The sequence below is a fragment of the Marinomonas sp. UCMA 3892 genome (assembly GCF_012726345.1).
Classification (GTDB): Bacteria; Pseudomonadota; Gammaproteobacteria; order Pseudomonadales; family Marinomonadaceae; genus Marinomonas.
Genome location: NZ_PTXN01000010.1, coordinates 66,354 through 79,593, shown reverse-complemented (window position 1 = coordinate 79,593; position 13,240 = coordinate 66,354). Strand labels below are relative to the sequence as shown.

Annotated in this window: 13 protein-coding genes; 7 read left to right on the top strand and 6 right to left on the bottom strand. The window is 41.6% G+C overall.

Translation table 11 applies throughout. From position 1 onward, the window contains the following. Positions 1-211: 211 nt before the first annotated feature. On the bottom strand, positions 212-1,972 hold the full coding sequence (locus B6N13_RS15190; protein WP_012069799.1) for a formylglycine-generating enzyme family protein: 1,761 nt from the start codon (positions 1,970-1,972) through the stop codon (positions 212-214). Positions 1,973-2,060: 88 nt separating this feature from the next. Between B6N13_RS15190 and B6N13_RS15185 the strand changes: the two genes are divergently transcribed. Continuing rightward, on the top strand, positions 2,061-2,672 hold the full coding sequence (locus B6N13_RS15185) for a tRNA-(ms[2]io[6]A)-hydroxylase (protein ID WP_012069800.1): 612 nt from the start codon (positions 2,061-2,063) through the stop codon (positions 2,670-2,672). Positions 2,673-2,767: 95 nt separating this feature from the next. Then, positions 2,768-3,097: a hypothetical protein gene (locus B6N13_RS15180; RefSeq protein ID WP_248280350.1), complete on the top strand. Its 330-nt coding sequence runs from the start codon at positions 2,768-2,770 to the stop codon at positions 3,095-3,097. Positions 3,098-3,225: 128 nt separating this feature from the next. Here the strand turns inward: B6N13_RS15180 and B6N13_RS15175 are convergent, their stop codons facing one another. The 5 genes from B6N13_RS15175 to queC form a co-directional block, all read right to left on the bottom strand. After that, on the bottom strand, positions 3,226-4,626 hold the full coding sequence (locus B6N13_RS15175) for a sodium-dependent transporter (RefSeq protein WP_169459849.1): 1,401 nt from the start codon (positions 4,624-4,626) through the stop codon (positions 3,226-3,228). Between the two features lie 268 nt (positions 4,627-4,894). Next, entirely contained in the window at positions 4,895-5,677 is a 783-nt protein-coding gene (locus B6N13_RS15170) for a UDP-2,3-diacylglucosamine diphosphatase (protein WP_100185754.1), read from the bottom strand. Next, entirely contained in the window at positions 5,677-6,180 is a 504-nt protein-coding gene (locus B6N13_RS15165) for a peptidylprolyl isomerase (RefSeq protein WP_012069804.1), read from the bottom strand. The genes B6N13_RS15170 and B6N13_RS15165 overlap by 1 nt, the downstream gene beginning before the upstream one ends. Before the next feature lie 59 nt (positions 6,181-6,239). Further along, positions 6,240-6,890, bottom strand: a complete 651-nt coding sequence (gene queE / locus B6N13_RS15160) for a 7-carboxy-7-deazaguanine synthase (RefSeq protein ID WP_169459848.1) — start codon at positions 6,888-6,890, stop codon at positions 6,240-6,242. A gap of 164 nt (positions 6,891-7,054) precedes the next feature. Further along, entirely contained in the window at positions 7,055-7,714 is a 660-nt protein-coding gene (gene queC, locus B6N13_RS15155) for a 7-cyano-7-deazaguanine synthase QueC (RefSeq protein ID WP_012069806.1), read from the bottom strand. Between the two features lie 229 nt (positions 7,715-7,943). On the opposite strand from queC, the gene B6N13_RS15150 reads away from it, so the two are divergent. The 5 genes from B6N13_RS15150 to cysS all read left to right on the top strand — a co-directional run bounded on the left by B6N13_RS15150 (position 7,944) and on the right by cysS (position 13,167). After that, positions 7,944-8,927 carry a bifunctional helix-turn-helix transcriptional regulator/GNAT family N-acetyltransferase gene (locus tag B6N13_RS15150; protein ID WP_169459847.1) on the top strand — a complete coding sequence of 328 codons (984 nt, stop codon included), beginning with the start codon at positions 7,944-7,946 and terminating at the stop codon, positions 8,925-8,927. Beyond that, complete coding sequence (locus B6N13_RS15145) at positions 8,924-9,658, top strand: AzlC family ABC transporter permease (RefSeq protein WP_169459846.1); 735 nt, start codon at positions 8,924-8,926, stop codon at positions 9,656-9,658. Before B6N13_RS15150 ends, B6N13_RS15145 begins: the two co-directional genes overlap by 4 nt. After that, positions 9,655-9,984: an AzlD domain-containing protein gene (locus B6N13_RS15140; protein WP_169459845.1), complete on the top strand. Its 330-nt coding sequence runs from the start codon at positions 9,655-9,657 to the stop codon at positions 9,982-9,984. Before B6N13_RS15145 ends, B6N13_RS15140 begins: the two co-directional genes overlap by 4 nt. Positions 9,985-10,106: 122 nt before the next feature. Then, positions 10,107-11,780 (top strand): glutamine--tRNA ligase/YqeY domain fusion protein, encoded by a 1,674-nt coding sequence (locus B6N13_RS15135; RefSeq protein WP_169459844.1) that lies wholly within the window; start codon positions 10,107-10,109, stop codon positions 11,778-11,780. A 4-nt stretch (positions 11,781-11,784) separates the two neighbouring features. Further along, the gene (cysS, locus tag B6N13_RS15130; protein WP_012069811.1) at positions 11,785-13,167 is read left to right on the top strand and encodes a cysteine--tRNA ligase; all 1,383 of its coding nucleotides are present in this window, start codon (positions 11,785-11,787) and stop codon (positions 13,165-13,167) included. Positions 13,168-13,240 lie beyond the last annotated feature (73 nt).

The following is a 13,240-nucleotide window of genomic DNA, read 5'->3' as shown; positions in this document are numbered from 1 at the left end:
AACTGGTTTGCAACATGCGATACGCATCTTGACTCCCCTTGTTTTTATTTTCGACTTTACATGTCTCATTTTTGTAAAAGTCGACTTGGTGTAAAGCAAATCAATTCAAATGACACAACTGCCATTTTTTGATGGGCTTATTTTATAGAAAAAAAGTGCTCAATACTTACAATGCACCATAACAATTTCGAATAGGTGACATTTAGCGGAATTATTCTGATTTAGCTAAATCATCAGATTGCTGAATAATCCTTACAACCCTAAACCCCCAATTGCTGGCTTTTAAATCAGGTTGTGCTCTGTAACGAGTAGAGCTGCGCCCAACTCTTGGTATATCAAACCAAGATCCACCTCGAAGTACTCGGTTGTTACACTGATTTGCCAGCCAAACTTGGTTCTTAGTAGGTGCTCCGTCATAAGTATCGTGATAGCAGTCTTCTACCCATTCCGCTACGTTTCCGTGCATATCAAATAAGCCTAGTGGATTACTTGCTTGACTGCCAACTGGCGCTGAAGATATGCCATCCCATTGGCTTCCACAGCTGTCACAAACGCTATAGCCTTGTTTAACGTTGTCGCCATACCAAAAAGCAGTATTTGAATCTGCTCTGGCAGAGTATTCCCACTCAATTTCTGTAGGCAAGCGGTACTCCGCATTGGTTTCGCTCGAAATCCACGCAGTGTACGCTTTGGCGTCGTACCAGCTAACATTTATAACTGGTCGTTGTCCTCGTCCCCAGCCATTATCAGGAGGGAGCTCTCGGTTAGTCGCTTTGGCAAATTTGTCGTACTGATCAAAAGTAACTTCATATTTGCTGATATAAAAACCGTTTGGGATATCAACTTCATGGGCTGGTTTTTCGTTGTCATCACCCATTTTGCTTTGATCACCCATTATAAAGGTGGCAGGAGGGATTTTTTCAATTTTTGGCGCTGTGCCACCTGATATGAGCGGTTCTTCTAGTATTTGTGGCAAAGCTTCGAAAGGCGTTTCGGTTACGACTTCAGGCTGTATTGTTTTAGGTGTAATAACAACCTTTTCAGCCGGTGGTGTATCAGGCCATAAGACAATCGTAGCAACAATACTTGTGGTAACAAATGCACCAGCAGCAATAATAGAGATGGGAGATAAAGTGCGAATGTAGCGTTTAACAGCTCGTTTTGTTGCTGAAGTATCGCTAACCTCTGGTTTATAAAGATTGGCTCGAATGATTCGAATTACTTCAGTTAACGATTTGGGCCGATGGCGTTCGCTATCACGACTCCATTTTAGTAAACGGCCCCATGTGGCATCGCTTAAATTAGGGTGGGTATCTGGAAGGCCTGTAGTGAAATCTTTATCAAGGATAGATTCTCCCAATAACGCTGCCATTAAGAGTCGCATAAAAGCGAAGCTATCCGAAGCCGGTGTACGTTGTTGGTCTTTTTTTAGATACTCAGGAGGAAAGAAGCGTACATCCATTTCGCTGCTTTCAATTCGCTTCATCCAGTTATGAGAACCAAACCCTGTCATTAAACCTAGGCCATTAACCACGTGGATAGAGTTTAAATCCAAATGGCCATGGAAAAGACCGTTCCGGTGAACTTGATCCAATGCTTTGGCGATGTTGTCGAATAAACTAATGACAACATTTAAAGGGGCGCCATCAGGGTATTTCCCTAGGAAGCTATAAAGATTTTCGCCACCACATACCGCTGAGCAAGAAAATACCCATAAGTTTGAATAAAAAGGTGGGTAGTTTGGTGTGATGGCAGGGTGTTTTACGCTAGCGTATTTTCGGGCGTTTTGAAGAAAGTCTTCAACCTTACCTTTGTTGGATTGAAAGAAACGCAGGACAAAAGGGCGTCCACCTTGATCTGCAACCCAAGTGGTTTTATGGGTATCCATTGGGTAGTTTAAAACGTACGGATCAAGCTCGACGCCAACATGTTGGCCAATCTTTAGTTTTTTTGGGTCATAAAAATCATTCATTACGAATTTGATATCCAAATCAAGACGTTGCTGCCTAAGTGTTTAATACAGGGTATAATCACGTTTTTTAACACAAAAAGGTAGAGTAATGTTATCAGCGTACCCAGAGCTTGTTGAATTCCTTCCCTGCAAATCTCCTGAGACATGGGTAAATTGGGCTCTTGAGAATCAAACTCTGCTATTAAATGATCACGCTCACTGTGAAAAAAAAGCGGCTTCCACCGCTATGAGCCTAATGTATCGCTATGTTGATCGTGATAATTTGCTTCACAAGATGTCTCGTTTGGCTCGCGAAGAGCTATTGCACTTCGAGCAAGTACACAAAATCATGCGAAAACGCGATGTTGCCTACGATCATTTGTCGGCCTCACGCTATGCTGATGGTTTGCGCAAACATATTAGAACCCACGAACCTGCGCGTTTGGTTGATACCATGATTATTGGCGCTTTTGTTGAGGCACGTTCTTGCGAACGTTTTGCTGCGCTGGCTCCGCATTTAGATGAAGAGTTGTCGAAGTTCTATATATCTCTGCTTAAATCAGAAGCAAGGCATTTTGAAGATTATTTGGCATTGGCAAAAGAGTATTCAAACGAACCCATTGATGATCGCGTGGCTTTTTTCCGCGATCTAGAAGAAAAGCTTATTACTGAACCTGATACAGAGTTCCGTATGCACAGTGGGCCACCAAGCCTGATCTAAGTTACAAAATTCCACAATCTACTTACGCATCTTAATGGTGACTTTTAAGCAGGATGCTACACTCATATTATCATTCAGATCTTCTGGAGAATATAATGGGCATACATAAGAGCGAAACCCTGCCAGATGTCACATATTGGCTAGCACTGGAAATTGCGAAAGTAGACCCTGTGGTGGACTTGGACGTGATGTATAAAGGCTCTCTGGAGCTAGATTTCTTGTATCAACTGCTTACTTGCAAAGTGCAACAACATTGGTGGCAAGCGTATGGTATTCAATTAAGTCCTGTAATTGTAAATAACGCTTTTTTTCGTGCTGTAGCCATGCTGCATAATCGTAACATAGAGTTTTCTAGGTCTAGAAATACAGATGAGACGGTTTGGGTGAGAGAGTTGTTATCGAGGGGGAGCCAGAAGCCGCAGTAACATAAACTAGGGTTATTTTGAGATATGATAGATAAATCATTTAAAACAGTAAATTTACATCTTAGCATAATCAAATAAGCCCAAGATCAACTGGTAGTTTGGTCTTGGGCTTAATTTTTTTGGTAACCTTAGAAACTAATAATACCTAATACGTTTAGGAATACTATAATAATAGCCAATGGCGTAATGTAACGCATGGTAAATAACCAGAGTTTATGCATGATAGTAGAGCTTAAGCCTAGCTCATCTAGCATGACTGTTTTCTTCAATATCCAGCCACTAAAAATAGCCATCAATAAGCCACCAAGCGGCATAAGCCAGCTGGAGGTTAGATAATCAAGCATGTCAAAGAATGTTTTCCCGAATAGTGTCCATTCGGAGCCGATATTGAGAGAGGCCACAACACCTAAGCCACCAAGCCAAAGCAACGAACCTGCCAACATGCAGGCTTTAAAGCGTGTCATTTTAAATTTTTCGGTTAGCCAAGAAATAGTTGGTTCAAGCATTGAGATAGCTGATGTCAAAGCCGCAACCGCTAGCAATAAGAAAAACAAAGTGCCAAATGTACTGCCAAAAGGCATTTGACCAAAGGCAATAGGTAGGGTTACGAAGATCAGTCCCGGTCCAGCACCCGGTTCCAAACCATTTGCAAAGACAAGTGGGAAGATGGCGAGACCTGCAGCCAGTGCAACAACCGTGTCCATGATTGCTATTATCATGGTAGTTTTGCCAATCGAGACATTTTCAGGTAGGTATGAGCCGTAAGTCATAATGGCGCCTGACGCTAGACTTAGAGTAAAAAAGGCGTGACCGAGCGCGACTAAGAACCCTGTTCCTGTCATTTTGCTAAAATCCGCTTTGAACAAAAAGCTAACACCTTCCATAAAGTGTCCGCTAGTCATTGCGTATCCTACTAGAATCAGTAACAAAATTAGCAAGCCCGGCATTAATAAGTTAATTGCTTTTTCAAGTCCACCATGCAGGCCGCGTAAAACAATGCCCATGGTTAAGCCCAAAACAACAGTCATCCAGATGGTTAGAGCAATAGGGTCCGCCAACATACCTCCAAACATGGAGCCAATCGTGTCTCCATTTTCTCCAACAAAGCTTCCGGAAGCTGCTTTCGGAACGTACGCGAATGCCCAGCCAGCCACAACCGTATAAAACATAAGGATCATAAAGCCACACAGCAATGCCATGACCCCGATGATTTTCCAGAAAGGATGCGCACCCGCTTCTCGAACTAATGTAGCAATACCTTGGGCTGGATTGTGTCGACCGCGTCGGCCTAAAGCGATTTCAGCCATCATAACGGGGATGCCAATTATCAGAATACAGCCTAGATAAACTAGTACGAATGCACCACCACCATGCTCGCCGGTTATGTAAGGGAATTTCCATATGTTGCCTAAGCCAACAGCCGAACCGACGGCGGCAAGAATGAATGCCATTCTAGTTGACCATTGAACACGGGTAGATGACGATTTAGTAGAGCCAGAATATCCAGCCGAGGAATAGTTATCAGACATGAAGGTTGTACCTTTATATTTATTTTTATGGTAGTGCTCAACATGGTAAGTTGGGCGTACGAATTAGTTACCAGACCGCTCTTTCGGATCACGAAAAAGAATACAGTAGGGCTGAATACTCTCTATTTTTTGATACACGGTCAAGTCCGATAGGATTATTTTTGTATCGCAATAGGTGGGTTGTTGATCATTTCACGCTATAGTTCGTGGGGAGAAAACGCTTCAGCCTGTGCTAACCAGAGGTGAAGCGTAGTTTTGATGCAGAGTGCTAACAAATAAGTAAAGTTTTACGATGAACTTCTTGCAGTCCAGCAAGCCCATTTTCGTTAAAATCCTCTACCAATGATTTTGATTGAGAATAAATACCGTCCTTAATGCTTGCTAGCCAGACAAAGGTATCCCAATCGCCTAATACGCAGCGCAAATAGAGATCACCTTTATGAACGTCTGGTCTATGCGTGTGACCATGAATCACGCTTTTGCAGTTATGTTGAGACAAAGAGTCTTCAACAGCTGATGGCGTGACATCCATGATTGCCATGGATTTTTCTGTCGCCATGGATTTACTGTCATTGCGAAGTTGAGCTGCTAGCGAGATACGTTGCTCAAGTGGCATAGCGAGAATGTGTTCTTGCCATGCGCTAGAACGTACCGTTTTTCTGAACGCTTGATACTCAGTATCTTCTATGCAGTATTCGTCACCATGTGTTAGTAGTACAGTACAACTTTCAAGAGGTAATTTGGTTTGCTCATGAATGAGTTTAGCACCTACACGGTTAATCCAATCGCTACCAATCAAGAAATCTCGGTTGCCATGCAAAAAATACAAAGCGATTCCTGACTGAGATATTTCTGCCAAAGCATTTTCTATTTGAGTATTCCAATCTGCCTGATAATCGTCACCGATCCAAGCTTCGTAGAAGTCACCTAAAATATAGAGTTCGGCCTTTTCATCGCGTGAAATAAGTTCTTTGCTCATTCGTATAAACGCTCGGATAAGATCCGGGCGTTTATCACTTAGATGTAAGTCTGAAATGAAATAACGAATCATTAGCCTTCGCTTTTTACTAATTCAGCGCTTTCAATAATAACGTCTTCTGCAGGAACATCTTGGTGTCCAGACTTCATTGTTGTTTTCACTTCTTTGATTTTGTTTACTACGTCCATGCCAGCAGTAACTTTACCAAATACTGCGTAACCCCAACCATCTGGAGTTTTGCTGCGGTGATTTAGGAAGCTGTTGTCTGCAACGTTGATGAAAAACTGCGCAGAAGCAGAGTGTGGGTCCATTGTACGAGCCATAGCTAATGTGCCAACTTCGTTTTTAAGGCCATTATCTGCTTCGTTTTCAATTGCAGTGCGAGTTTCTTTTTGAGTCATTCCTGGCTCAAAACCACCACCTTGAACCATGAACCCATTGATTACACGGTGGAAAATAACGCCATCATAGAAACCAGAAGTTACATAGTCTTCAAAGTTTTTAGCTGTCTTAGGTGCTTTTTCGTAATCTAGTTCAACGTGAATGTCACCGTGGTTTGTATGTAAAATGATCATTTAAGATTCCTTGTGTAGTTAATATAACAATGTGGCAATAAGTAAATCGTATAAAACGCTTAATCGATGTTAAGCATTTTATGTGTTTGTAAGCTAAGACGCCACTGTGGATGCGATAAACAATAGTGTAAAGTGGCTTGTTGAGTATCTAAAAGAGGTATTTGCTCCGCTGTAAGGTGACTTTGATCCATCGGTTGTAAATAAAAATTTGTGAAATCAAGAGCTTCAAATAATTCTGGAGATAGATGGCTCTGTGGGTAAACTAGCTTTAGCTCATCTCCTTTGTTAACCACTAGTGGTTTGTTTGTTTTTGGACTCACACAAATCCAATCAATGCCATCTGGTAATGCTATTGTGCCATTGGTTTCTATGGCAATGGTATAACCATATAATTTCATTTCAGAAATAATAGCATTGTCTAGCTGCAGGGCAGGTTCACCGCCAGTAAAAACAACATATTTATGTGCTTGGCCGACAGGCCAAAGCGCATCTAAATGGGTGCGTAATTGTCCGGCTGTTTTAAATTTTCCGCCATGTTGTCCATTTGTGCCGATAAAATCAGTATCACAAAATTGGCATTCAGATGTGGCGCGCGTTTTTTCAGAACCAGACCACAAATTGCAGCCGGTAAAACGACAAAATAGTGCAGGGCGACCAGCGTGGGCGCCTTCGCCTTGTAATGAATAAAAGGCTTCTTTAATAGAGTACATTGGGTTACACCTATTACATCTCGAAAAACAGTCGAGGTAAGGGTTATAACTTTAGTTGATAATTTAATGACTTGAATCGGGCATTTGTGGAACAAAAGCCAATTGTCATTAAAGCAAACAGACTAAAATCAGAATTAAGTAATTAGTTCGTAAAATGGCAAAATTTAAGCTTCGTATTCTAATGGATCTGTTTTGCCTTGTTCAGCAAACGCTTCTAAACGTTCGTAGCAGGCGCCACATTTACCACAAGATTTTTCACGACCATTGTAACAAGTCCATGTATTGGCATAGTTAAGGTTCATATCTAAACCGGCTTTTAAAATTTCGCCCTTGGATGAATGCAAAAATGGCGTGACAATTTCTACAGACTGATAATTGGCAATCTTAGAAACAGCATTCATGGCTTCCACAAATTCAGGGCGGCAATCAGGATAAATATGATGGTCACCAGAATGAGCGCCGTAATACACTTTGCCAGCCTCTAAAGATACCGCATAAGCAATAGCCATGGAGAGTAGAACCATATTGCGATTTGGCACAACAGTTGACTTCATGTTGTCGTCTTCGTAATGACCTTCAGGGATTTCTGCATCGCCAGTTAATGATGAGTTTGCCATTAAGCTATTAATAGCAGTGATGTCGACAACTTTATGGGAAATACCTAATTTACGACAGACATGTGCGGCGACTTCTAATTCCTTACTGTGCTTTTGTCCGTAATTAAAAGATAAAGCATAAACATCCAGTCCGTTTTGAATTGCTGTATTTAAAACGGTAAAAGAATCCATACCTCCCGAATACACCACGACGGCTTTTTCAGACATGTTTTGGTTCCTCAAAATAAGCCCTATTTGTTACTGCAAAAATGACACTAATAAGGCGAGGGTTGATAAAGCGCGGAGTATAGCAGACAGCCAATAACTCAAACTAGAAATCTAAGAGAAAGTTGTGCTTGTAACGATTGGAACTTTGCGATATTTTTATATCCGTAACTGGTTACCTATTTTTGGGCGGCCTTACTCTATTGTAAAAAATTTATATGCTGGAAACTTCATGGAACAGTTCGGAGTACTGACACTAGGTAGTCGATTAAAGCGATTAAGTGATCATTTGTTTATTCAGGTGCAAGAAATTTATTCCCAGTGCGATATACCTATTTCGGCAACCTATTTTCCTATTCTTAGGTTGTTGCAGAAAACGGGAAGTCTATCTGTGATGGAAATTGCTGACCGTTTGCATCTAAGTCACCCTGCAGTGAGCAAGCAAACTACTAAGATGATCAAAGAAGCGCTGTTAGAGAAAACAGTGGATGAGCAAGATCAGCGAAGATCTTCCTTGCACCTTTCTGAGTTTGGCTTAAATGCTATGCAGCGCGTGGAGCCTGTCTTACAAGAAATGAAAGTTGTTCTTGAAAAAATGACGGCTTTTTCTAGTGATAATTTTATGAACGGCCTGTCTTATTTGGAGTCGCAGGTTTTAGGTGGAAGCTTAGCGGATAAAGTGCTAGACCGCTTAGAACCTATTCAAATTGTATCGCTAGAAAGTCAGCATGATAAAGCGTTTTATGATCTAAATATGGCTTGGCTTGAGCGATATTTTCCAGAACAGATTGCAGAGAAAGATCGGATAGTGTTGAGTAATCCGCAAGAAGAAGTTATTGAAAAAGGCGGTGTTGTTTGGGTGGCGATTCGCAAAACAAAATCGGTAGATTCTGTCGTTGGAACCATTGCTTTTGCTCCTCTGAAAGACAGTGCTTTGGATAATAAAAGAGGTGAAGTATTTAAATTGTCGGTTGCTGAGCACGCTCAAGGAAAAGGGATTGCTCAACGTTTGCTGTCTACTGCTATTGATTTTGCTACTCAAGGCGGCTTTTCTGTGTTGTCGCTAGAAACAGCGTCGTGCCTAAAATTGGCAAGGCATCTCTATGATAAAAATGGTTTTGTTGAGAAGCCATTTCCCAATCCTTCTTTGTACGCAAGAGCGGATGTCTATATGGAAAAAACATTAATATTAAAAACACATCGAGAACCTTCATGAATACAATGCAACATATGCGACGAGGTGCTGTAGCCTCCATACCTATGATTATTGGCGGTATTCCTTTTGGTTTGCTTTTTGGCTCGTTAGCTTCGAGTTATGGGTTAAGTCCTTGGTTTGCTGTAGCTATGTCGGCTTTTGTGTTTGCGGGCTCCGCGCAATTTGTCGCACTTGGATTAATTGCACTACATGCCCCCATTTGGGTGATTGTTTCGACAACTTTTATTGTCAATCTTCGTCATCTTTTATACGCCGCGGATTTGGTCAAATTTGTGAAACATCTACCAATGCCAATGCGAATTGTTATGGGCTTTGGGTTGACTGATGAAACCTATGCGGCGGTTCGTCCAATGTATGAGATGGGCTCGGCTGATGATAAAAATGGACACAAAGTCTATCTTGGTTCGTTTCTCTCGTTTTATTTAATGTGGAATGTCACGACTATTTTGGGCGTCATATCGGGTGAACTTATTCCTGGGATGAGTGAATGGGGTTTGGAGTTCGCTATGGTGGCAACCTTCATTGGCATCATTACGCCATACCTAAAACATAACGCATTTTGGTTGTGTTTATTAAGTGCAGCTGCATCCTCAATTGTGTTATCAGGTTTACCAAACAATTTAGGATTGCTGGTTTCAGCCGTCATAGGCGTGATGATGGGCTATGTAGCGGATTCTTCGAATAAAACAACTTCAAATTCAGATGACAATATGCAAGAGGTGAGCAAATGATTTTATGGCAAGGAGTTCTCATTCTTTTGGGTATGTTTGCCGTGACATTTGGTGTGCGATTTGTTTTGTTCGCGCGAGCGGATAAAGTTGTGATGCCTACTTTTATTGAAAAAGCGTTGAAGTTTGTCCCCGTTGCAGTTTTGACGGCCATCATCACGCCTATGATTTTGATGCCGAATCAGCAGGTGGATTTCACGTTATCTAATCCATGGTTACTTGGTGCATTGGCGGCTTTTGTTGTGGGGATTTGGCGTCAGCAACAGTTGTTGACCATTTTAGTGGGCGTTTTAGTTTTCTTTGTGGCGAAATACGGGATTTCTTTATAAAAAAAGCGAAAAAGACAGAAAAGATTTTCCGCTCAATATCCCATGCAAACCTAAATGCTATATACTTATCGGTCGAAGTAACAATATTGTTAGACCAACACTTATCGGGACTTACATCAAACATGTCAGAAACGTCTAAAACAGGTAATTTCATTACCCAAATCATTGATAAAGATAACGAATCAGGCAAACATGGCGGTAAGGTTCTTACTCGCTTTCCACCTGAACCAAATGGCTACTTGCACATTGGCCATGCTAAATCTATTTGTCTAAATTTTGGCTTAGCGCAGCGTTACAATGGTCAATGTAATCTACGTTTCGATGACACTAACCCAGAGAAGGAAAGTGTTGAATACATTGAGTCTATTAAACGTGATGTTGAATGGCTTGGTTTTGAATGGAAAGGCGAGCCTAAATTTGCTTCAGACTATTTTGATCAGCTATTTGATTTTGCTGTGCAGCTTATTCAGGCTGGCAAAGCCTATGCTTGTGAGCTTAATGCTGAACAAATGCGTGAATACCGTGGCACCTTAAAAGAGCCTGGTAAAAACAGCCCATATCGCGATCGTACCGTTGAAGAGAATATGGCCATTTTTATGGACATGAAAAACGGCAAATACAAAGATGGTGAAGTTGTTTTGCGTGCAAAGATTGATATGGCAAGCCCAAATATTAACATGCGTGATCCTATTATTTATCGAGTTCGCCATGTACACCATCACCAAACAGGTGACAAATGGTGTGTCTACCCAATGTACGACTTTACTCATTGTTTGTCCGATGCACTGGAAAATATTACGCATTCTGTATGTACGCTGGAATTCCAAGATCACCGTCCATTGTATGATTGGGTTCTAGAAACATTAAATACGGCACATCCGCAACAAATTGAATTCGCGCGTCTGAACTTGAATTACACAGTAACAAGCAAGCGTAAGTTGAAGTTATTGGTAGACGAAAAGCATGTTCATGGTTGGGATGATCCTCGAATGCCAACCATTTCTGGTTTGCGCCGTCGTGGTTATACGTCGTTGTCTATCCGCAACTTCTGTGAGCGCATTGGTGTAACCAAGTCTGATAGCGTTGTAGATGTTGGCATGCTCGAACATGCTATTCGTGAAGATTTGGATGCGAGCGCAAATCGCGTCATGGTCGTATTAAATCCAATTAAGGTGACCTTGACCAACTACCCAGTAGACAAAGAAGAAATTTTCACCGTAGGTAATCATCCGAAAAACGAAGAAGCAGGTACTCGTGAAGTACCATTCAGTAAAGAACTTTATATTGATGCCGCTGATTTTGCTGAAGTGCCTCCTCGTAAGTGGAAACGCTTGACCTTAGGTGGTGCGGTTCGTCTTCGCGGTGGATATGTCATCACTTGTGATGAAGCAATTAAAAATGATGCGGGTGAAGTGGTTGAGCTACTTTGTCGCTATGATGAAAACACGCTTGGTGTAAACCCAGAAGATTATAAGCCAAAAGGCGTGATTCACTGGGTTAGTGCTAAGCACGCGGTAGATGCAACAGTTAATCTCTATGATCGTTTGTTTATCAATGAAGCGCCTGATGCTAACTATGAAGACAAAAATTTCTTGGATTTCATTAATCCTGAGTCTTTGACTGTTTTGACAAATGCCAAAGTTGAGCCTTCTTTATTGGGTTCTGAAAAAGGCCAAGGGTTCCAGTTTGAACGAGAAGGTTACTTCTGTCGCGATTTGAAAGAAGACGGTTTGGTATTCAACCGTACTGTTACGCTACGTGATTCTTGGGCGAAAATTGAAGCAAAAGGAAATTAAGTGCATGTTGAAGATTTATAACACCCTTAGTGGGAAGAAAGAAATTTTCAAGCCAATTGAAGAAGGCAAAGTGGGAATGTATGTCTGTGGAAACACAGTTTACGACTTCTGCCATATTGGCCATGCGCGCGCGATGATTTCCTTTGATGTGATCTCGCGCTTTATTCGCCACTTAGGTTATGAGCTGAATTATGTTCGCAATATTACCGATGTTGACGATAAAATTATTAAGCGCGCCGAAGAAAATAACGAATCAACGCAGTCGTTGACTGAGCGTATGATTGCAGCGCAGCGTGAAGATGAATTGCGTCTTGGTAATAAAATGCCGGATCGTGAACCAAAAGCCACTGAGTTTATGCAAGAAATTATCGATATGGTACAGGTCCTAATTGATAAAGGTTTTGCTTATCAGGGTACTTCTGGTGATGTTTATTATCGAGCTACTAAATTTAAAGATTATGGCAAGTTAAATAACCGTAAGCTTGAAGATATGTTAGCTGGTGCGCGTATTGATGTTGAGGTAGCCAAAGAGCATCCTGCAGATTTCGTTTTGTGGAAACAAGCGAAAGCTGGTGAAGTGTCTTGGTCCTCTCCTTGGGGGGAGGGTCGTCCTGGTTGGCACATTGAATGTTCTGCTATGTCGACTAACTGTCTTGGTAGTCATTTTGATATTCATGGTGGTGGGCCTGATCTTAAGTTCCCGCATCACGAAAATGAAATTGCTCAGTCTGAAGCTGCGACTGGTAAAGAGTATGTGAACTATTGGATGCACTGTGGTGCGGTTCGTGTTAACAACGAAAAGATGTCCAAATCTTTGGGAAACTTTTTTACAGTGCGTGACGTGTTGGCTAAGTTTAACCCTGAAGTGGTTCGCTACCTGATGGTTTCAAGCCAATATCGCAGCGCGATTGATTACTCAGATCAAAGTTTGCTAGAGGCCAAGGTTGCTTTAGAGCGCCTTTACACTGCCTTGCGTCAACAGCAGGTTGCTGAGTCATTCGAGCCAACCGTCTTTACTGAGCGCTTTGAAGAGGCCATGAAGGACGACTTTAATACTGCAGTCGCTGTTTCTGTGTTGTTTGAGCTAGTTCGTGAGCTAAATAAAGCAAAAACAGAAGATGCAAATAAAGCCTCGCTATTGGCAGCAGAGTTACGTTCTTTGGCAGAATTACTTGGCTTGTTGTATCAAGATCCAGAGTACTTTTTGCAAAATAGTACTGTGTCTGAAGGATTGGGTGAGGTGGCAATACAAGCTTTAATCGACGAAAGAACACAAGCTCGCAAAGATAAAAACTTTGCTCGTAGTGATGAAATTCGTGATGAACTGGCTAGTCAAGGAATTGAGCTTCTTGATAGCCGAGAAGGGACGACTTGGACCAGAAGCTAAAGTGGGAAATTGATAATAATTAAAAAGGCGATGTAATCCATCGCCTTTTTAATTACACAGTTAATTATTTATT

What these genes read in the sequence shown, in the direction of transcription:
- B6N13_RS15175 (WP_169459849.1), bottom strand. Translation starts at nt 4,626, where the DNA reads ATGTCTGATAACTATTCCTCGGCTGGATATTCTGGCTCTACTAAATCG.
- B6N13_RS15170 (WP_100185754.1), bottom strand. Translation starts at nt 5,677, where the DNA reads ATGATTCGTTATTTCATTTCAGACTTACATCTAAGTGATAAACGCCCG.
- queE (WP_169459848.1), bottom strand. Translation starts at nt 6,890, where the DNA reads ATGTACTCTATTAAAGAAGCCTTTTATTCATTACAAGGCGAAGGCGCC.
- B6N13_RS15190 (WP_012069799.1), bottom strand. Translation starts at nt 1,972, where the DNA reads ATGAATGATTTTTATGACCCAAAAAAACTAAAGATTGGCCAACATGTT.
- queC (WP_012069806.1), bottom strand. Translation starts at nt 7,714, where the DNA reads ATGTCTGAAAAAGCCGTCGTGGTGTATTCGGGAGGTATGGATTCTTTT.
- B6N13_RS15185 (WP_012069800.1), top strand. Translation starts at nt 2,061, where the DNA reads ATGTTATCAGCGTACCCAGAGCTTGTTGAATTCCTTCCCTGCAAATCT.
- B6N13_RS15145 (WP_169459846.1), top strand. Translation starts at nt 8,924, where the DNA reads ATGAATACAATGCAACATATGCGACGAGGTGCTGTAGCCTCCATACCT.
- B6N13_RS15150 (WP_169459847.1), top strand. Translation starts at nt 7,944, where the DNA reads ATGGAACAGTTCGGAGTACTGACACTAGGTAGTCGATTAAAGCGATTA.
- B6N13_RS15135 (WP_169459844.1), top strand. Translation starts at nt 10,107, where the DNA reads ATGTCAGAAACGTCTAAAACAGGTAATTTCATTACCCAAATCATTGAT.
- cysS (WP_012069811.1), top strand. Translation starts at nt 11,785, where the DNA reads ATGTTGAAGATTTATAACACCCTTAGTGGGAAGAAAGAAATTTTCAAG.
- B6N13_RS15140 (WP_169459845.1), top strand. Translation starts at nt 9,655, where the DNA reads ATGATTTTATGGCAAGGAGTTCTCATTCTTTTGGGTATGTTTGCCGTG.
- B6N13_RS15180 (WP_248280350.1), top strand. Translation starts at nt 2,768, where the DNA reads ATGGGCATACATAAGAGCGAAACCCTGCCAGATGTCACATATTGGCTA.
- B6N13_RS15165 (WP_012069804.1), bottom strand. Translation starts at nt 6,180, where the DNA reads ATGATCATTTTACATACAAACCACGGTGACATTCACGTTGAACTAGAT.